18 protein-coding genes are annotated in these 20,341 nt (G+C 46.8%); 14 read left to right on the plus strand and 4 right to left on the minus strand.

Annotated features, from left to right (window positions below; translation table 11 throughout):
* Positions 1 to 7 precede the first annotated feature (7 nt).
* The 7 genes from H8K32_RS04770 to H8K32_RS20555 all read left to right on the plus strand — a co-directional run bounded on the left by H8K32_RS04770 (position 8) and on the right by H8K32_RS20555 (position 9,230).
* Entirely contained in the window at positions 8 to 817 is an 810-nt protein-coding gene (locus H8K32_RS04770) for a cytochrome C assembly family protein (protein WP_186911335.1), read from the plus strand.
* Positions 814 to 1,044 (plus strand): PP0621 family protein, encoded by a 231-nt coding sequence (locus H8K32_RS04775; protein ID WP_186911336.1) that lies wholly within the window; start codon positions 814 to 816, stop codon positions 1,042 to 1,044. Before H8K32_RS04770 ends, H8K32_RS04775 begins: the two co-directional genes overlap by 4 nt.
* 21 nt (positions 1,045 to 1,065) lie before the next feature.
* Positions 1,066 to 2,817 (plus strand): two-component system sensor histidine kinase NtrB, encoded by a 1,752-nt coding sequence (locus H8K32_RS04780; protein WP_186911337.1) that lies wholly within the window; start codon positions 1,066 to 1,068, stop codon positions 2,815 to 2,817.
* Positions 2,818 to 2,819: 2 nt separating this feature from the next.
* Positions 2,820 to 4,259, plus strand: a complete 1,440-nt coding sequence (locus H8K32_RS04785; protein WP_186911338.1) for a sigma-54-dependent transcriptional regulator — start codon at positions 2,820 to 2,822, stop codon at positions 4,257 to 4,259.
* A 574-nt stretch (positions 4,260 to 4,833) separates the two neighbouring features.
* Complete coding sequence (locus tag H8K32_RS04790; protein WP_186911339.1) at positions 4,834 to 7,755, plus strand: ribonucleoside-diphosphate reductase subunit alpha; 2,922 nt, start codon at positions 4,834 to 4,836, stop codon at positions 7,753 to 7,755.
* 123 nt (positions 7,756 to 7,878) lie between these two features.
* A complete protein-coding gene (locus tag H8K32_RS04795; RefSeq protein ID WP_186911340.1) occupies positions 7,879 to 9,021 on the plus strand; it encodes a ribonucleotide-diphosphate reductase subunit beta in 1,143 nt (380 codons plus the stop codon).
* Between the two features lie 86 nt (positions 9,022 to 9,107).
* Positions 9,108 to 9,230, plus strand: a complete 123-nt coding sequence (locus tag H8K32_RS20555) for a hypothetical protein (RefSeq protein WP_281388390.1) — start codon at positions 9,108 to 9,110, stop codon at positions 9,228 to 9,230.
* Positions 9,231 to 9,406: 176 nt separating this feature from the next.
* On the opposite strand, the gene H8K32_RS20655 is transcribed toward H8K32_RS20555, so the two are convergent.
* On the minus strand, positions 9,407 to 10,531 hold the full coding sequence (locus H8K32_RS20655) for a hypothetical protein (RefSeq protein ID WP_222613014.1): 1,125 nt from the start codon (positions 10,529 to 10,531) through the stop codon (positions 9,407 to 9,409).
* A gap of 3 nt (positions 10,532 to 10,534) precedes the next feature.
* On the opposite strand from H8K32_RS20655, the gene H8K32_RS04805 reads away from it, so the two are divergent.
* On the plus strand, positions 10,535 to 11,095 hold the full coding sequence (locus H8K32_RS04805) for a YggT family protein (protein ID WP_186911342.1): 561 nt from the start codon (positions 10,535 to 10,537) through the stop codon (positions 11,093 to 11,095).
* A 61-nt stretch (positions 11,096 to 11,156) separates the two neighbouring features.
* Here the strand turns inward: H8K32_RS04805 and H8K32_RS04810 are convergent, their stop codons facing one another.
* Entirely contained in the window at positions 11,157 to 12,164 is a 1,008-nt protein-coding gene (locus tag H8K32_RS04810) for a LacI family DNA-binding transcriptional regulator (RefSeq protein ID WP_186911343.1), read from the minus strand.
* A gap of 195 nt (positions 12,165 to 12,359) precedes the next feature.
* Here H8K32_RS04810 and H8K32_RS04815 point away from each other — a divergent pair, with 195 nt between their 5' ends.
* Positions 12,360 to 13,631, plus strand: coding sequence for an amidohydrolase family protein (locus H8K32_RS04815; RefSeq protein WP_186911344.1), 1,272 nt, complete (start codon positions 12,360 to 12,362; stop codon positions 13,629 to 13,631).
* Positions 13,632 to 13,737: 106 nt separating this feature from the next.
* Here H8K32_RS04815 and hemL read toward each other — a convergent pair whose 3' ends face one another.
* Positions 13,738 to 15,018 carry a glutamate-1-semialdehyde 2,1-aminomutase gene (gene hemL, locus H8K32_RS04820; RefSeq protein WP_186911345.1) on the minus strand — a complete coding sequence of 427 codons (1,281 nt, stop codon included), beginning with the start codon at positions 15,016 to 15,018 and terminating at the stop codon, positions 13,738 to 13,740.
* A gap of 204 nt (positions 15,019 to 15,222) precedes the next feature.
* Positions 15,223 to 16,038 carry a bifunctional hydroxymethylpyrimidine kinase/phosphomethylpyrimidine kinase gene (gene thiD / locus H8K32_RS04825; protein WP_186911346.1) on the minus strand — a complete coding sequence of 272 codons (816 nt, stop codon included), beginning with the start codon at positions 16,036 to 16,038 and terminating at the stop codon, positions 15,223 to 15,225.
* A gap of 165 nt (positions 16,039 to 16,203) precedes the next feature.
* Here thiD and H8K32_RS04830 point away from each other — a divergent pair, with 165 nt between their 5' ends.
* The 5 genes from H8K32_RS04830 (at position 16,204) to H8K32_RS04850 (ending at position 20,325) form a co-directional block, all read left to right on the plus strand.
* A complete protein-coding gene (locus tag H8K32_RS04830) occupies positions 16,204 to 16,356 on the plus strand; it encodes a rubredoxin (protein WP_186911478.1) in 153 nt (50 codons plus the stop codon).
* A 118-nt stretch (positions 16,357 to 16,474) separates the two neighbouring features.
* Complete coding sequence (locus H8K32_RS04835) at positions 16,475 to 16,876, plus strand: response regulator (RefSeq protein ID WP_186911347.1); 402 nt, start codon at positions 16,475 to 16,477, stop codon at positions 16,874 to 16,876.
* 27 nt (positions 16,877 to 16,903) lie between these two features.
* The gene (locus H8K32_RS04840) at positions 16,904 to 17,269 is read left to right on the plus strand and encodes a response regulator transcription factor (protein ID WP_186911348.1); all 366 of its coding nucleotides are present in this window, start codon (positions 16,904 to 16,906) and stop codon (positions 17,267 to 17,269) included.
* 81 nt (positions 17,270 to 17,350) lie between these two features.
* On the plus strand, positions 17,351 to 17,935 hold the full coding sequence (locus H8K32_RS04845; protein ID WP_186911349.1) for a chemotaxis protein CheW: 585 nt from the start codon (positions 17,351 to 17,353) through the stop codon (positions 17,933 to 17,935).
* A gap of 56 nt (positions 17,936 to 17,991) precedes the next feature.
* Complete coding sequence (locus H8K32_RS04850; RefSeq protein ID WP_186911350.1) at positions 17,992 to 20,325, plus strand: methyl-accepting chemotaxis protein; 2,334 nt, start codon at positions 17,992 to 17,994, stop codon at positions 20,323 to 20,325.
* Positions 20,326 to 20,341: the final 16 nt, after the last annotated feature.

Genomic DNA, 20,341 nt, shown 5'->3' on the forward strand with positions numbered 1-20,341 from the left:
TTGGATGATGCAAATCTATTTACCATTTTTAGCTGCGGCACTTTATCTTGCCGTACTCTTTGTTCCATCTGGTCAGCGTACCTTGGCTGTGAGCCTCAGTGTGCTCGCGTGGCTGGTGCATGGCGCGACATTATGGGGCAGTATTTTTTCGAGTGATGCTTTACGGGTTGGTTTTGCCGTCATGCTGTCGTCGGCTCTATGGGTCACGGTTTCTGTTTATTTGCTGGAAAACCGTAATTTTTCACTGGAAGGCTTAAAATTATTATTGTTGCCTCCGGTCGCTCTGGTGACTGTATTGCCGGCTATTTTTCCGGGTACTTTGATTTTTCTTGCTGGAAAGACAGTGATGTTTCCGTGGCATGTAGCGGTTGCGCTGCTTGCTTATGGCACCCTGACAATTGCCGCCTTTCACGCGATGATTATGACGCTGCAGGATAAGCACCTGCACAAACTTCGCTCTAAGCCGCTGAGTCCGCGCCTCAACCAGATGATCGATAATCTGCCGCCGTTGATGAAGATGGAAAAGATTTTGTTCCGTTTAATTTCATTGGGCTTCGTTTTATTGACGATGACGGTGTTGTCGGGGGTCGTTTTTTCAGAGCAAGTGTTAGGGGTGGCGTTCAAGTGGGATCACAAAACCATTCTTTCTTTACTATCCTGGATGTTATTTGCAGTGTTGTTAGCTGGGCGCCACTGGCGCGGCTGGCGCGGCAAGACTGTGCTTAGTTTTACTTTATCTGGCTTTTTGACCTTAATGTTGGCGTATGTTGGTAGCCGCTTTGTGCTGGAAGTCTTGTTACACAGGGGGCTCGCGTGAAATTAGTTGTATGGTTAATCTTTATTGTTTTAGTGGTTTTAGCGATCAGAAAAAAAGCAAAGCCTTTGACCGCTTCCACGCCAGATGAAGTGCGTACTGCTCAACAAGAATCTGTTGCTGAAAATATGGTTAGCTGTGCGCATTGCCATATTTATCTTCCGGCCTCGGAAGCGGTACATTGTGGGGGAAATGTTTATTGTTCCGCTGCGCATGCCGATGCGCACTAATACTGGCATGATCACGTGAAAATGTCGGCTATTTTTCCCAATTTTTCTGAACCGACCCCTTCGTTCTGGCGTTCACTGCAAACTTTAAATTTGTCGCGCATTATTATCGCGTTATGTTTATTGTTTTTATTGAACTTATCTGGCCTGAAAGATGCTTGGGTATATACGCACGTACTTGCTCAGAATATTTGCTTGGTTTATGTGACTACCAGTATCAGTTTTTTTCTTTTAAAAATTGCGCACAAACAACATTTCGCCTTGCAGCTGTTGTCACAGATTGCCTTGGATATTTTGGTCATTTCGCTGTTGTATCTGGGATCGGGTGGGGGCAAAGGTGGATTGAGCATCTTGTTTTTATTTCCTTTGGCGGGCGTGGCGATTTTAACGCCATTATTATGGGCCTTCTTTTTTTGTGCCATTGTCAGCCTGCTGCTGCTAGTTGAAGGAGCCTATCGTTCGTTTGAATTGAGTGACGGCAATCTGATTTCGCAAGCTGGTTTGTTTGGCGCATCGTATTTTGCTGTTGTTTATCTGGTGAATCGTCTGGCCAGTAATTTGATCAGCCAAGAGAAATTGGCTACTCAACGTGGAAACGAATTGAAAATGCAGCAGGCGATTAACCGCTTGGTGATCGCCGACATGGGGGACGGCGTTCTGGTTCTGGATCATTCTGGTCGTATGTTTGAGATCAATCCTGCTGCAGAACGCATGTTGGGCGGCAATTTAACGAAAGAAATGGTCGGTATCAAGCTGTCAAATATCGTTGCTTTACGTCCTATGATAGAAACCCTGACGGATATGCAGCTACGTAGTGCCGAAAGAAATAAGACAGTGTTCGATGAAGAGGCGTCTTTTGTGTCTATTCCGTGTTACATCGATGATACCAATACGCTGAGTAAATTTAGTGCGGAAACTGGCAATATGGCCGGGCGTACGGAGCGTCAACAATTCGTGACTCATCTCAAATTGCGTTTTATTGTGGTTAAAGATGCCAATGTTCTTCATCTCAATGAGCCTGCTGGTGATTACATTATTATTTTTATGCAGGACGTTTCCGATATTGAAAATCAGGCGCAACAATTGAAATTAGCTTCAATGGGGCGTTTAACCGCGAGTATCGCCCACGAAGTTCGCAATCCTTTGTCTTCTATTTCGTATGCAGCTTCTTTATTAAATGAAGATATTGCTAATATTGAAGACAATAAAGTGCAGGCGAAGCGCCTTTTAAAAATCGTGGATGATAATGTCACAAGGCTAAACCAGTTGATCGAAGATATTTTGAAGCTGTCACGCAAGGCTAAAAATGACGTTGAGCCCTATTCGTTAATGCAAGCAATCAATGCTTGCGTTCAAGAGTTTGTTGAAATGCGGAAATTATCGCCAGATTTAATTTCAGTTGGTACAGAATTCGATTTTTATGTGCGCTTTGATCCCGGTCATTTGATTGAGATCGTGACTAATTTAATGTCAAACGCGATTCGTTATGCGAGTGGTAAACCGGGAAGTGTGCGTTTGTACGCCATGTTAAACGGCACCGGTAGACAGGAATTGCATATTCAGGATGATGGTCCACCGATCAACTATGATGTCAGAGCACATCTGTTTGAACCGTTTTATACGACCTCGCGCATGGGAACCGGATTGGGCTTATATATGGCGCGTGAGTTATGCTTAAATAACCGTTCTTTGTTGGATTATGAATACCGTGTCGATGCGGGCGATGCCGAGCCGAGCGGCAGGTTTGTAATTAATTTTTCTGGATTTAATGCATAACGATGAGTGCTACTTCTGCTACTGCCTGTCCCCGTATTCTTGTCGTTGACGATGAAGCCCATTTACGTGAGCTGCTTGAGATCACACTCATTAAAATGGGGCTGGACGTGGATAGCGCAGAAAATATTAGCCATGCACGTTCGTATCTGGCACAAAAGACATATTCCCTGGTATTAACCGATATGCGCTTACCTGATGGTTCTGGGATGGAGCTGGTGGCGGAGGTTAACGCGTTATATAAGACTACTCCAATTGCCGTCATTACTGCATTTGGAAGTGCGGACAATGCGGTGGTGGCCCTTAAAGCGGGTGCGTTTGATTATGTTTCTAAACCGGTCGCTCTCGATCAGTTACGAAAATTAGTCAGGTCAGCGCTGGATATGAACGAAGTGGCGCTCAAAGCCCAACCAATGACCGAGGTGACTCCGATCATCCCTGACTCATTCCTGATTGGCCGCTCAGCAGGTATGCAGGCGGTTCGTGAACAAATTGGCCGCTTGGCTCGCAGTATGGCTCCCGTCATTATCACTGGTGAATCGGGAAGCGGTAAAGAACTGGCTGCCCGCGAAATTCATTTCCGTAGTGCGCGTGCAAATAAACCGTTTATTGCGGTCAATTGTGGTGCTATACCCGAAACTTTAATGGAAGCCGAGTTTTTTGGTTATCGCAAAGGGGCATTCACTGGTGCGGCAGATGACAGGGAAGGTTTTTTTCAGGCTGCGAACGGTGGCACCTTGATGCTCGATGAAGTTGCTGATTTACCGCTGGCGATGCAAGTGAAACTCTTGCGCGCCATTCAGGAGCGTAGTATCCGCAAAGTCGGCGCGACTATTGAAGAAGCGGTCGATGTTCGTATTATCAGTGCGACCCATCAAAACCTGTCCAAATGTGTTGCTGAAGGACGTTTTCGCCAGGATCTATATTATCGGTTGAATGTGATTGAATTACATTTACCACCTTTGCGTGAGCGGTTGGAAGACATTGCCGATTTGTCTGCTGCGATTTTGAATAAGCTGGGCGCGGATGGAATACGGATCTCTGATGCGGCCTTGTATGCCTTGTCTGGGTATGATTTTCCAGGAAACGTCCGGGAGTTAGAAAATATACTTGAGCGGGCGCTGGCCTTCGCTAACGATTCCTGTATTCAGGTCGTTGATCTTGCGATGCGTGGAACACAAAAAATCGCTCACCCTTTACTGGAAGTGTCACCAATCGCAACACTGGTACCAGCAGAAAGTGCGCCGTTGCCGCCCATTGCCAGTTTGCTTTCTTCCACAGATCTTCCGTGTTCTTTACCCGCTTTCCTGGAAAGCGTCGAGACTGAAATGATACGACGTGCTTTACTTCAAACCAATAATAACCGGACGCAGGCAGCGGAGTTATTGGGAATCAGTTTCCGACAATTGCGCTACCAGATTCAGAAGTTAAAAATCCAGGATTAGTATCCAGGCTACTTTTCTTTGCTGATAAAAATCTGAGATGGTGATGCGCTGGCTGAATGTTGCATTATTTTTTCAGTCTTGTGCGCTTACAAAAGACGATCAAGTATTCCCCTGATGTCTATGCAGGTTAGACTTATTTGCCATTGACATTTCCAGCTTTCTCAGACCGATCTCAATTTCCGTTAGTGCTTACTTACGCATTCTGCTGCGGATTCCTGTGGCTCCCTGAAAGTCAATTGCTAAAATGGAATTTTCAATAAAAAATAAATCATTTTCATGTCCAAATAGCGGTTGCATCTGATTTGGTGGGGTACTAGAATTAGGGTTATTCAAAAAATGTGCACTATATGTAGTGGTTTTTTCTTGTTTTACCTTTCTTGCTTCTTGTTCCCCCCTTAGTCTTTGCAATTGATTTGAAAAATAAGAAATAGCACGACTTTTAGCGAAATTTAGCGAAGTTTAGCTATTTGTAGTGATGCGCAATACCGATTAAAACCGAGCGTGGCGATGGTCTTTTAAGTGAGTTTTAAACAGACTGGCTGCGTATCAAGATCTAACTGACACCGGAGGCTCAATGCACTCTTCAACTGAAACATCAACGACATCTCTTATTGAATCTGGCTCCTTATTGGCTGCTACAGGTTCGCCCACTGGTACACTCGCTGTGAACTACGCTGAATATCGCGTGATTCGCCGTAACGGTTCTGTGGTGGGATTTGAACCATCCAAAATTGCCATTGCAATGACCAAGGCCTTTTTGGCGGTGAATGGCGGTCAGGGCGCGGCATCGGCACGTGTTCGCGAATTGGTTGAGCAATTGACTGCGACAGTGGTCGCCGCCTTGGTGCGTCGTCAACCTACTGGTGGCACTTTTCATATTGAAGATATCCAGGATCAGGTTGAACTGGCATTGATGCGTTCCGGCGAACATGATGTGGCACGTGCATATGTGTTGTATCGTGCCAAACATCAGGAAGAGCGTCGCATACAACGTGAAGCGCAACAAGCTTCACAAGCACAACTGCCGAAAATTCACGTCTTGATAGATGGTCAACGCGTTGTTCTGGAAATCGAAAAGGTACGCGCTTTGATTACTGCTGCTTGTGTTGGTCTGGACAAGCTGGCAGATGCTGAAGCTATCCTGACTGAAACCCTGAAAAATCTGTACGACGGTGTACCAGTAGAAGAATTGCACAAATCTGCAATTCTGGCAGCACGTGCGCTGATGGAAAAAGAGCCAGCATACAGTCTGGTGACGGCGCGTTTGTTATTGCACACGATCCGTAAAGAAGTCTTTGCAAAAGAAGTAGCGCAGCAAGATGCTGCCGCGGAATATGTCACTTACTTCCCACAGTTCATACAAAAAGGGATTGCCGCAGAATTGCTGGACGCCAAATTAGCTGAGTTCGACCTGGAACGTCTGGCGAAGGCACTGGTTTCTGATCGTGATTTGCAATTCAGTTACATTGGCTTGCAAACCTTATATGATCGTTATTTCCTGCACGTCCGCGGTACCCGCATCGAAATGCCACAGGCTTTCTATATGCGTGTAGCGATGGGCCTGGCTTTAGAAGAAAAAGATCGCAATGCCCGCGCGATTGAATTTTACAACCTGTTGTCCAGCTTTGATTTTATGAGCTCGACACCGACCTTGTTCAATTCAGGTACACAGCGTTCGCAACTGTCTTCTTGCTACCTGACTACGGTTGCTGATGATCTGGCAGGTATTTACGATGCGCTTAAAGAAAATGCGTTGTTGGCTAAATACGCTGGCGGTCTGGGTAATGACTGGACACCGGTACGTTCACTCGGCGCACATATTAAAGGAACTAACGGCAAGTCTCAGGGTGTGGTGCCTTTCCTGAAAGTTGTAAATGACACCGCAGTTGCGGTTAATCAGGGTGGTAAGCGCAAAGGTGCGGTCTGCGCCTACCTCGAAACATGGCACATGGATATCGAAGAGTTCCTCGATCTGCGTAAAAACACTGGCGATGACCGTCGCCGTACGCATGACATGAACACCGCCAACTGGATTCCTGATCTGTTCATGAAGCGTGTCATGGAAAAAGGCGACTGGACTTTGTTCTCGCCATCTGACGTGCCTGATCTGCATGATAAATTTGGCAAAGCGTTTGAACAAGCTTATCTTGCTTACGAAGCTAAAGCGGCTTCTGGTGAATTAGAACTATCTAAAAAAATCCCTGCGCTCGATCTGTGGCGCAAGATGCTGTCGATGTTGTTCGAAACTGGCCATCCATGGATTACTTTCAAAGATCCTTGCAATATCCGTTCACCACAACAACACGTGGGCGTCGTTCATTCATCGAATTTGTGTACAGAAATCACTCTGAACACCAATGAATCTGAGATCGCTGTATGTAATCTGGGCTCAGTCAATATGCCGGCGCACATGAAAGACGGTAAGCTCGATCACGCTAAGTTGCAAAAAACTATCCGTACTGCGATGCGTATGCTTGATAACGTCATCGACATTAACTACTATGCAGTACAGAAAGCGCGTGAGTCTAACTTGCGCCACCGTCCGGTCGGCATGGGGATCATGGGTTTCCAGGATTGCTTGCACATGATGCGCGTTCCTTATGCGTCGATGGAAGCAGTGCAGTTTGCTGATACTTCGATGGAAGCAGTGTGCTACTACGCTTACTTGGCGTCGACGGAATTGGCCGAAGAGCGCGGCACTTACAGCTCATACAAAGGTTCTTTGTGGGACAGAGGTATCCTGCCGCAAGACTCTTTGAAAATGCTGGCTGAAGAACGTGGCGGATATCTGGAAGCGGATTTCTCTGAAACGATGGATTGGACCGTGGTTCGTGAACGTATCAAACAACACGGTATGCGTAACTCGAATTGCGTCGCAATTGCACCGACAGCAACGATTTCTAACATCATTGGCGTGTCGGCTTGTATCGAACCGACCTACCAAAACCTGTATGTGAAATCGAACCTGTCCGGCGAATTTACAGAAATTAACGAACATCTGGTTCGCGATCTGAAATTGCGCGGTTTGTGGGATGAAGTCATGATCGCCGACCTGAAATATTTTGACGGTAGCCTGGCGCGTATTGATCGTATCCCTGAAGATCTGCGTGAGTTGTATGCGACTGCGTTTGAAATCAGTCCATCCTGGTTAGTTGAGGCTGCATCCCGTCGTCAGAAATGGATTGATCAGGCACAGTCACTGAATATTTATATGGCAGGTGCTTCTGGTAAAAAGCTGGATGAAACCTACAAACTCGCATGGTTACGCGGTTTGAAAACAACTTATTACCTGCGTACCATTGGTGCAACACATACAGAAAAGTCGACATCAAAAACGGGTGCGTTGAATGCGGTAGCGGTTGATGGTGGTAGTGCGGGTTTTAATGCTACACCTGCGGTCCCTGCGGCAGCACCAGTTGCACCAGAAGCGGAAGGCGCAGCTTGCTATCTGCGCCCTGGCGATCCAGGTTTTGAAGAATGCGAAGCTTGCCAGTAATCATTAAATTGTGAGCGAATGGCAACATGTTGATTTGCATGTTTGCCTTTCGCTCTTTCTGGTTCTCGTTGGCATGGAATGAAAAGTAGCCATGCCTGATCCAATTTTGTAAGGAATAAAGAAATGTTATCTTGGGATGATGAAGTAACTCCCGCAGCGCCAGTATTGAAACCTGCGCAACAATCTGATGTTTTGATGAGCCCTGCGGTTGCTGTAAAGGCAGAGGCGGTAAGTGTGGACGATATGGCGCGTCGTGTGAATGCTGCTGACAAACGCATCATTAATGGTCAGACAGACGTCAACCAACTGGTTCCGTTTAAATATAAATGGGCATGGGATAAATATCTGGCAGGTTGCGCAAATCACTGGATGCCGCAAGAAATCAATATGCAACGTGATATTGAACTGTGGAAAAATCCGAATGGTTTGACTGAAGATGAACGCCGTCTGGTTAAGCGTAATCTGGGATTCTTTGTGACTGCAGACTCACTGGCTGCGAATAACATTGTGTTGGGAACCTATCGCCATATCACTGCACCTGAGTGCCGTCAGTATTTATTGCGTCAGGCTTTTGAGGAAGCGATTCATACCCATGCTTACCAGTATATCGTTGAGTCACTGGGCTTGGATGAAGGAGAAATCTTCAATGCCTACAATGAAGTTGAATCGATTCGCGATAAAGATCAGTTCCTGATTCCATTCATTGACGTGTTGACCAATCCTGAATTCAAGACTGGTACGACTGAAGCGGATCAGACTTTATTACGTTCTCTGATCGTGTTTGCATGCTTGATGGAAGGTCTGTTTTTCTACGTTGGCTTTACGCAGATTCTGGCTTTGGGTCGTCAAAATAAAATGATGGGCGCTGCCGAACAATACCAATACATCTTGCGTGACGAATCGATGCACTGCAATTTCGGGATCGATTTGATCAATACGATAAAGATGGAAAATCCACATTTGTGGACTGCAGAGTTTCGCGATGAAATTAAATCGTTGTTTTTGCGTGCGGTGGAGTTGGAATATCGCTACGCAGAGGATACAATGCCGCGTGGAGTGCTAGGTTTAAATGCGCCTATGTTTAAAGGATATTTACGATTTATCGCAAATCGCCGCGCACAGCAAATCGGTCTAGATGCTTTGTTCCCTCAAGAAGAGAATCCATTCCCTTGGATGAGCGAAATGATAGATCTGAAAAAAGAACGCAACTTTTTTGAAACGCGCGTGATTGAGTATCAAACCGGTGGAGCTTTGAATTGGGAATAAACAGCTGAAGTCAGCGCCCCGATTCCTGAAATGGAATGCTCACGGTTTGCACGAGATGTAAAACTCGAGAGGCCTCACCAAACTGAATGGACAGTCTAAGACTACATAGCTTTGAACTGTTAGTGCCGCAATTCCTGGCAAGGCTGGGACTTGCGGCTTTTGGTCGTGCTCTGCGTGTTCTACAAAAAGATACCGACGCCGGCATGTAATGCGGGCGTTTTTTTTGGTTTACCACTTCCTCTCATTACATGAAGAGTAAATCATATGGCTGAAGTGCTGCATTTACAGAGGCAATGCAGCAGTTCAGCTGGTGCCGTATTCATTAGCGCAAACAGCTATCTTGTTTGCGCCTTTGAATAATCCGCTTGAAAGGATAGAGCGGATTTTAATTTTTACCTGATTTTTTCCATCTCGATCGAAGGAGAAACAAAATGGCAACAGCACCACAACCGTCTGCGGACGAAGCAGTAGCGAAGAAGCCTGCTAAAAAGGCAGCAGTAAAGAAAGCTGCTAAACCAGCAGCTAAGGCAACTAAGGCAGCAGCGAAGCCAGCAGCAAAAGCAACCAAAGCAGCAGCTAAACCAGCAACTAAGGCCACGAAGGCAGCAGCTAAGCCAGCAGCAAAAGCAACGAAGGCAGCGGCTAAGCCAGCAGCAAAAGCAACGAAGGCAGCGGCTAAGCCAGCAGCAAAAGCAACGAAGGCAGCGGCTAAGCCAGCAGCAAAAGCAACGAAGGCAGCAGCTAAGCCAGTAGCTAAGGCAACGAAGGCAGCAGCTAAGCCAGCAGCAAAAGCGACGAAGGCAGCAGCTAAGCCAGCAGCGAAAGCAACAAAAGCCGCAGCAAAACCAGCAGCTAAAAAAGTCGCAGCAAAACCAGCAGCGAAAAAAGCAGCAGTGAAGCCAGCAGCAAAGGCAACAAAGGTAGCAGCTAAGCCAGCAGCAAAAGCAACGAAGGCAGCAGCTAAGCCAGCAGCAAAAAAAGCAGCGGTAAAAGTAGTTGCAAAGCCAGTAGCTAAAAAAGCAGCAGCGAAGCCAGCAGCTAAGGCAGCAACAAAAGCTGTAGCAAAGCCAGTAGCAAAGCCAGTAGCGAAAAAAGCAGCAGCTAAACCAGCAGCGAAACCAGCTGCTAAAAAAGCAGCAGCGAAGCCAGCAGCTAAGGCAGCAACAAAAGCTGTAGCGAAGCCAGCAGCTAAAAAAGCAGCGGCAAAGCCAGCAGCGAAAGCAGCAGCAAAGCCAGCAGCAAAGCCAGCAGCAAAGCCAGCAGCAAAGCCAGCAGCGAAAGCAGCAGCAAAGCCAGCGGCTAAAAAAGTAGCAGCTAAACCAGCAGCGAAAAAGGTAGCGGCAAAAGCAGCAACACCTGATGCAAAAACAGTTGTTAGTGCAAATGCAGCATGGCCTTTCCCAACTGGTAATCGTCCAGCGTAATTCTTTATATGCTTGGACGCCTGATTGAATTCAGGCACAATACCCACTGCGTGATTCGTCACCCGGTGGGTTTTTTTTAAGGACAACTTGTGCTGCACGATATTTTAACTTTTGTCATTGATACGGTGACTGGACTACTGGCTGGTTTTTTGCTGCTCCGCTTTTGGATGCAAGTCCAACGAGTGCGACCACCGATGGGTTTGGCGCAAGCCATTTTTCAATTGACGGACTGGATTGTGCACCCAATACGCAGGGTGGTACCGGGATTTAGGGGGTATGATTGGGCAAGCCTGATTGCGGTTTTTTTGGCTGCTTTCTTATCGATGGCAATTGACTATTGGTTAATGGCTCGTTTTCCAATTGTAGCGATTGCGGTCTTAGCATTGTTCCGTGTGTTGCAATGGATCATTTATGGGCTTATGGCCTTATTGGTGCTTGAGGCGATCTTTAGCTGGGTCAATCCACATGCGCCTTTCGCGCCTTTTGTACGTGCTTTGAATGAGCCAGTACTATTTCCATTGCGGAAAGTGTTGCCACCACTGGGAGGTTTGGATTTTTCCCCCATGGCGGCGCTGATTCTTTTGCAAGTCCTTAACCGTGTGCTGGTGGCATTGCAAAACGAGTTATTACCGAACTTAATGTTCTTTTAAATAAGAGGCCTCCTGGTAATGTAAATGTAAAGCGCTTTCATTAAACGGAGGCTCTTTGAGTTTATGTCTCAGCCGGTGGTGAAGTCGATTGGCGTGTAATTAATTGGGAACTCAGCATCTCACGCCGCATTGGTGACTCAGGATTGGCAATTCTGTCGACCAGAATCTGTGCAGTTAGCTGACCGATAGCGTGTTTTGGTTGAGAGATGGTGGTCAATGGCGGTGTGCTGAAAGACGCAAGCGCAATATCGTCGTAACCAACTACTGATAGTTGTTGCGGTATTTTGACGTTGGCTTGATTCGCTGCACAAATACCGCCAATCGCCATCAAATCATTACTCGCAAAAATTGCTGTAGGACGATCATCTCGCGATAACAATTCCTGAAAAGCATTGAACCCACCCTGGCTGGTAAAATCACTATGAATCAAATAGGCTGGATTGAAGTTGATACCGGCTTCTTGTAAAGCACGCAAATAACCAGTTACCCGACCACCACTCGGAAGCAGGGTTTTGGGGCCGGCGACACAGGCGATTTTTTTGTGGCCCAGATCGATCAGGTACCGTGTTGCGTCATAACCACCTTGTACATGATCAGCTTCAATCAGGTCTGCTACTACGCCAGTGACTTCGCGATCGACCAGTACCTTAGGAATACCTTCGTTGGCCAGCAATTGGGTTAAGTCTTCATCCGTGCCTGACGAGACTAAAATCAGGCCGTCAATCCGTTTTTCCATTAGCACGCGAATATACGCAGCTTGTTTTTTCGGGTCATCGTAAGAATTACATAAGATGATGTTATAACCAAGCTTGAACGACGCGTCCTCTATCCCCTGAATTACCTCGGCAAAATATGGATTGGAGTTGTTCGGGATCATCATTCCTATGGTGTGGGTACGATCATTCTTCAGACTGCGCGCCACTGCACTTGGTATGTAACGTAATTCCTGGATGACGGACAGCACCCGTTCACGTGCATCTTCGCTGACCACGCGAGTGTTGTTGATAACATGGGAAACGGTAGTGGTTGATACGCCTGCTTTTTCTGCGACCTGTTTCATTGTTGCCATAAAAATCCTGCCTTTCTGTGCCTAGATTATGCCGTAGGATCGCCGGAACGGTTAAAATTTTTGCAAACTAGTTTTAGAAGCAAATGCTATTCGAATCCAAGTTGAAGCGGCTTTGAGCACGTATTGCAGAAATGCAGCGTTGCAAGACTGGTCAGACTTGGCGTGGTATGAGGTTTTTTCTGTAAAAGGATATGTATGAATGATCTGTTGATTCGCAACGCCAATTTACCCGATGGCCAAACAGGCGTAGATATCTTAGTGCGACAAGGACTAATTGTTGAAGTTGGTAAGCATTTAGCTGTCAGTGGCTTACCTGAAATCGACGCGCAGGCCAATTTGCTGACAACGCCATTTGTTGATGCACATTTTCATATGGATGCGGTACTCAGTTATGGATTGCCGCGAGTAAATCAATCCGGAACCTTGCTCGAAGGTATTGCATTATGGGGCGAGCTCAAACCTTCGCTAACACAAGAAGCATTGATTACCAGAGCAATGCAATATTGTGATTGGGCCGTTGCTAAAGGTTTGCTGGCGATTCGCTCGCATGTCGATATTTGTGATGATCGCTTGCTGGCAGTTGAAGCATTATTGGAAGTAAAGCGTCGCGTCGCACCGTATCTGGATTTACAATTGGTGGCATTTCCACAAGATGGATTATTGCGCAGCAAAACTGCTTTGGACAATCTGAAGCGCGCAATAGTTATGGGCGTCGATGTGGTGGGCGGAATTCCCCATTTTGAACGCACCATGGCCGATGGCGCTGAATCGATACGAATTCTATGTGAGTTTGCGGCAGATCGCGGGCTCAGAGTAGATATGCATTGCGACGAATCTGATGATCCACTCTCACGTCATATTGAGACCCTCGCTTATCAGGCACAAAGACTGGGAATGCAGGGGAGGGTCGCTGGTTCGCATCTGACCTCGATGCATTCTATGGATAATTATTATGTCAGTAAACTATTACCGCTGATTAGTGAAGCTGGTGTTGCTGCCATTGCCAATCCACTTATTAATATCACCCTGCAAGGGCGGCACGATACCTATCCAAAGCGCCGTGGCATGACGCGAGTACCCGAAATGATTGCGGCAGGTATTGATGTCGCGTTTGGCCATGATTGCGTGATGGATCCATGGTACAGCCTGGGGTCTGGCGATATGTTGGAAGTTGCTCACATGGGTTTGCATGTGGCGCAAATGACCGGGCAGCAAGCAATGCGTCAATGTTTTGATGCAGTGACTATGGCACCAGCTAAGATTTTCGGGTTAGAACGGTACGGATTAGTACCCGGATGTTATGCCGATTTTGTCATTCTTGATGCGAGCAATAGTATTGAGGCTTTGCGTATCAGACCAGTGCGGCGCTACGTTATCCGGCGCGGCACAATCATCAGTGAAACCGCGAAACCAACGGCGAAGCTCAATTTGCCTGGACGGATTGCCGAAGTTGATTTCAGAAAATAAGCACAAGTAAGATAATAAACGCTGCACTCAATAGGAAAGCGGCTTAGCAAAGCATTTGCCTTGGTAAGCCGCTTACATGCTCAGACTATTTTTTAATCTAGTTAAATTAAAGTTGAGCGAATGCTTGCATAGCCGCCGCTATCGTAGCATCAACAATCGCATCGTCATGCTGGATAGATACGAAGCCGGCTTCAAACGCTGATGGTGCAAGGTAGACGCCAGCATCGAGCATTAGGTGGAAAAAGCGATTGAATTTTTCTTTGTCACTCGCCATCATTTCCGCATAGGATGTAGGTACTTTAGCTGCAAAATACAATCCAAACATACCACCCACGGCATCTGCGCAGAACGTGACACCAGCTTCTTTGGCTGCCGCTGCCAGACCATCAACCAGTTTGCGTGTTTGTGCGCTCAATGTTTCGTAGAAACCATCTTCCTGAATGATTTTCAGTGTTGTCATCCCAGCGGCTACAGCGACTGGATTGCCAGACAGTGTACCCGCCTGATACACGCCACCCAAAGGTGCCATATGCCCCATCAGGTCTGCACGACCACCAAAGGCAGCGACCGGTAAGCCGCCGCCGATCACTTTACCCATGCAGACAATATCGGCTTGCACTTGATACAGTGCTTGCGCACCATGTAAACCAACACGGAAACCACACATCACTTCGTCAAAAATCAAAACGCTGCCATGTGCGCTACATAGGCGACGCATGGTTTCTAAAAACGCTGGCGTGGCACGGATCAGATTCATATTGCCAGCAATGGGTTCGACAATCACGCAAGCAATCTGGTCGCCGATGGATTGAAACACTTCTTCCAGTTGCTCGCAGTTGTTGTAATCAAGAACCAATGTGTGCTTACTGAAGTCTTCTGGAACACCAGCCGAGGTTGGATTGCCAAAGGTTAGCAAGCCGCTGCCCGCTTTGACCAGCAGTGAATCAGCGTGACCGTGATAGCAACCTTCAAACTTGATGATCTTGTCACGTTTTGTTGCGCCGCGCGCCAGACGTAATGCGCTCATGGTCGCTTCAGTGCCGCTAGACACGAGGCGCACTTGTTCAACGCCAGGAACCAGTTTGCAGATTTCTTCTGCCATCAGAACTTCACCTTCAGTTGGTGCTCCGAAGCTCAGGCCACGTGCTGCCGCAACCTGTACTGCGCTGACGACTTGTGGGTGTGCGTGACCAACGATCGCCGGGCCCCATGAGCCGATGTAATCGATGTAACGACGATCATCCGCATCCCAGAAGTAAGGGCCCTCGGCACGTGTGATGAAACGTGGGGTGCCGCCGACTGAGCGGAAGGCGCGTACTGGTGAATTAACACCACCTGGCGTAGTTTTTTGGGCTCGGTTAAATAAGGTTTCGTTCTTGTTCGTCATGATGTGCGATCAGAGTGGGAGTGTTTTGTGTAACTAAAGTATCCATGCTGCATGTCTGTGCTACCGAGGCTGCCCCTTTCAATGTCAGATAAACAAAGAGGTAATATGTCAGCGCTTAGGGAATGATTTCATCTTCGAGTATTACTTTGTAGGTCATGCAGATAGGAAGATTAATTGAATCTGTCTATCTGCTTGACACCAGCTTTATTCATTTTCTTTAGCCCAGAAATATCGGTCGGGAATGAATTTCCCCATGCCAAATTGCTGTGAGTGGCTGATAGCGGCCTGCGTATATTCTTGTGCCTCTAAAACTGCCTCAGGAACTTCAAGGCCATTTGCCATCAGCGCGGCAATTGCTGCAGATAGTGTCGAACCCGCACCGGCAAACGAGCCGGGAATTCGTGGCCATATGTCTCTTCTGACGATGCCCGACTCATTGAATAAGGTGTTGGCAATTTCGCCATTGGCGCTCGGTGTGCCTGTGACCAGCACGAATTCGCAGCCAGAATCGATGAGCGTCATGACATCGGCGGTCAGATCTTCAGCTTCCGTATTTTCTTTCCAGGTTTCCGCCAGGCGTGACAGCTCAACTGCCGAAATTAATAGCAAAGTTGCTTGAGGAATGAGTAATTCGCGAATCGATAAGGTCAAATCTTCAGCATCAGCTATTTGTTCGGTGATCGTGGTATTGAATGGATCGAGAATTAAAGGCATTTCCGGATAGTCGGAAACGATTTCGGCAATCGTTGTTGCATTGTCAACGCTGCCTACCTGACCGACTTTAAAAGTTACCACCGTCATATCTTCTAATATCGTTCGCGCCTGCTCATCAACCAGATCGGCGTCGATTGGATGGATACTATCAATTTGTGCTGTATCGCCAGTCAATACCGCGGTAATTATCGGTAATCCATGGCAACCCATAGCAGCAAACGAGGCAAGGTCGGCAAATAAACCGGTGGCGGCGACGGGATCTGACGCGCCGAAGCTAAGAATGAGCGGGGAAATTTGGTTTTGCACGTTGGGTAGATTAATATAGCTAGCTTTAATAAATTCGTATTAGCCCGAATGATGGAATTTGATGTCGTTTTGAAAATTTCATGCGTTAGTTTTAATATTTTACTTGATTGAAGGGTTTTAGTCGTGAGCGATAATGCAAGTGGTCAGCAAGAATTTACTACATGGATGTGTTTAATCTGTGGATGGGTCTATGATGAAGAGCAAGGGTTGCCTGAAGAAGGCATTCCTGCTGGCACGCGTTGGCAAGATGTTCCGATGAATTGGACTTGTCCTGAGTGTGGTGCGCGCAAAGAAGACTTTGAAATGGTTGCGATTTAACCGCGAATTTGCATTTTTTTAGTTGTATTAAATGTTTATTCACGGAAAATAAACGCCAATTCAAAAAATTTTGCTACAGTGCTAGCTTGAGACAATTCTGTTGAAAAGAGATGATTCTATGTCAATTCTGGCAAGCAACGAAAACCTGAAAATCATGGTGATAGACGATAGTAGTACTATACGTCGATCGGCTGAGATATTTCTTGGGCAAGCTGGTTATAAGATCGTATTAGCCGAAGACGGGTTTGATGCTCTGGCAAAGATCAACGATTCTCATCCGGATTTGATTTTTTGCGACATTTTAATGCCACGGCTCGATGGTTATCAAACCTGTGCACTGATAAAAAAGAGTGCGAAATTCCGTGATACTCCCGTTATTATGCTGTCTTCCAAGGATGGCTTATTTGACAGAGCGCGTGGCGCCATGGTGGGTTCAGATGAATATCTGACTAAACCTTTTACAAAAGATAGTCTGCTGAAAACTGTGCGGAATTACACTTCCGAAGAGCATAGTAAATAAATCAGTTTTACGTGAGGTATGAAGAAAATGGCTATTCAGAAAATTTTAGTAGTAGACGACTCCCCAACAGAACGTTATTTTTTAACGGACGTTCTGGTTAAAAATGGTTTTTCTGTTTCTACAGCAGAAAGCGGAGAAGAGGCGCTGACAAAAATTAAAGCGGATAAACCGCAATTGATTTTGATGGACGTTGTGATGCCGGGACAGAATGGATTTCAGATTACCCGTGCGATTGCTAAAGATCCTGAGACGCAAGATGTTCCAGTGATTATCTGTACTAGCAAGAATCAGGAAACGGATCGCATCTGGGGCTTACGTCAAGGGGCTCGCGATTACCTGGTGAAGCCGATTGATCCGCAAGAATTGCTGGCTAAGATTGCCGCACTCGGCTAATACTAGTCTGCATCTTAACGGCCTGGCAGAACAGATAGATCAGATTTTCGTGTTCATTTTTAGAAATACCCGGATAGCCTCATGACCCAGACTTTGAGTGACCCTGTTGCCGCCAATCTGGAAGTAACCAGACCTGAAGGTGGCGTACGACGTACGCGTTTGCGCGAATTTCAGGCGCAGTTGGTTGAACGCATGCAAGCCGCTCAGCGCGGTGACTTTACCCAAGTCAATCAGTTAGGCATTATGGTTGGACAAGTACGTTATTTACTTGAACTGCGTGAGGCTGGTGAGATTGTAAGTGCATCGTCGCTGACTAATGTTCCGCTGACAAAGGAATGGTATGTAGGTTTGTCAAACATTCGCGGTAACTTGACAAGTGTCGTTGATTTGCCGCGTTTTCAGGGAAATGAAGGCACAAAACTTGATAATGCTTGCCGGATTGTCGCATTTGCGCCAGTTTTAGCATTTAATAGCGGTTTGCTGGTTTCGCAGGTCTTGGGCTTGAGAAATATCGCTGAAATGGAAGAAGTTGTGTCCGATGAAGGTTTGTCAGAAAAGCATGTATGGTTGCAGTGTAAATATCGTGACCGTGATGGGAATATCTGGCATAAGTTGAGCCTGGCTGCTTTAGTGCAAGACCAGGAATTTTTGCAAATAGGTTTGTAGTCAGTTTGTATTTAAAGCAATACTGAAAGCTTGTCAATCGTTTAGGAGACTTAGTAATGGCATTTAAACTACCGTTCTTGTCCAAGGGAAAAGAAAATCCGGAAATAGACGGAGCAGAAGTCGCGGCAAGGTCGTTCGGTAATGCTGATTCGGTTGAAGTTGAAGACGCGAACAACGTCAAAATGTTGAATCCCGAGGTTGCCGCGTCAACTGACGCTAACCCGGCAGTATTAAATGACAAGCTGGACAATAAGGCGGACGCGACTTTTATTGGTGACGCCTTAGAAAAAGGTGGCGATATTCGCTTGCCAGTCATTGGCAAGATGACGCTGCAACAGCAGATGCGCGTATTGTCCACCACGATGGGTGCGGCGCTGATAGCAGGTGGTTTCTTTGTATGGCTGAATGCTAGTCAATCAGCGCTGGTTTCTACCCAGGTACAGATTTCTGGTGACATGCTGATGCACTCCCAGCGTATCGGTAAGGCAGCTCCGAATGCGATTCAGGGTAACGTTGAAGCGTTTAAGCAGCTGGAAGATAGTCGCAAAGAGATTAACTCTGATCTGGAAATTTTGCTTAAAGGCGGTAACTATCAAGGCCGTAACGTTGATAAAGCAAATTCTGCGCTAGAAGCGGTTTTGCTAGATACATCAAAGACCTGGCAAAACTCCAATAAAGCTGCGGAGACTATTTTGTCTCGTCGCAAAGAGTTGACTGGTTTCGGTCAAACTTTGCAAAAATTGAACTCTTTGTCCCCAGCTTTGCTCGAGTTGACTGAGCAAATTTCGACCTTGAAAGTGCAAGGCGGCGGTTCTGCTCGTGAAATTTCTGCATCCGGTCAGTTGGTCATGTTGACCCAACGTCTGGGTCGTAGCGCGAATGAATTCCTGACATCTGAAGGTGTTAATCCGGAAACAGCGTTTTTGTTGGGTAAGGATACTAATACTTTCCGTGATCTGGTTGATGGTTTCTTAAAAGGTAGTGATGTATTGCGTCTGACGGTGACTAAGGATGCGGATACCCGGGACAAACTCGAAGAACTACAAAAAACGTTTGAAGACTATCGTGCTTCAGTCTCTACCATCCTCGGCAACTTGCAAAATTTTATCGCTGCAAAACAGTCTGAGCAGTTGGTGTTTAACGAAAACGAAGATTTAAAAACTAAATTTGCCAAACTCCAGAAAACGTATACTGCAGAGCAAGATTCGATTAGTTTATCTTTCTGGTTGCTGCTGGTCTCAGGTGCTGTCGCGTTGTTAGCAGCGGTTGGTATTGCATTGGTTCTGTTGCAGGATAGCCGCAACCGTGCTAAAGAGGCGAATGAACGTCGTCAAGAAGCCGCGTCACAAATGTTGCAAGCGCAAAAGCAAGAAGAAGAGGCAAAAGCCGCAAACGATCAAAATCAGGCCGCGATTTTGCGTCTGATGAATGAATTGCAGGAAGTGGCGGATGGTGACTTGACGGTGCAAGCAACCGTTTCCGAAGACATTACCGGCGCGATTGCCGACTCGGTAAACTACACGGTGGAAGAGTTGCGTGGACTGGTTGGTCGTGTTACTAAAACAGCAGAGCAGGTTACTTCAGCGTCGAATGATGCGCAGGGTGTTTCTAATAATTTGTTGGAAGCTTCGGAGCAACAATCACGTGAAATTACCGATGCAGGCCAGGTCGTTTTGACAATGGCTGCAGAAATTACCGACGTTTCACGCTCAGCTAACGAATCAGCGGAAGTTGCGCGTCAATCGGTTGCTGCGGCGGAGCAAGGTGCTCATGCCGTGGAAGACGCGATCAAGGGTATGAATGAGATTCGCGAACAAATTCAGGAAACATCCAAGCGGATTAAACGACTCGGTGAATCTTCACAAGAGATTGGTGAGATCACTGAACTGATTTCTGACATTACCGAACAGACCAACGTTTTGGCGTTGAATGCGGCGATTCAGGCGGCATCTGCAGGTGAAGCGGGTCGAGGTTTCTCGGTGGTTGCGGAAGAGGTTCAGCGACTGGCGGAACGTTCAGCCGAAGCGACCAAACAGATTGGTGCGTTGGTACGTACGATTCAGACAGATACCCATGATGCAGTAGCTGCGATGGAAAAATCGACTCAGGGTGTGGTTGAGGGAGCACGTTTGTCAGATGCGGCCGGTACGGCGTTGTCCGAGATTCGTAGCGTTTCTAACCGTCTGGCAGAACTGATTCAAGGCATTTCTCTGGCGACAGAACAGCAAGCGACATCAGCGAACGGTGTTGCACAAAACATTCAACACATTTTGACGATCACAGAGCAAACCCAAAACGGTACGCAACAAACAGCAGACTCTATTAAACAATTGTCGTTGTTAGCGGAAGAATTGAAAAACTCCGTATCACGTTTCCGTGTGGCTGCCTGATTTTCCTGTCTTTGGG

Origin of the sequence: Cognatundibacterium jejuense, assembly GCF_014284255.1 — a bacterium.
GTDB lineage: Bacteria > Pseudomonadota > Gammaproteobacteria > Burkholderiales > Burkholderiaceae_D > Undibacterium > Undibacterium jejuense.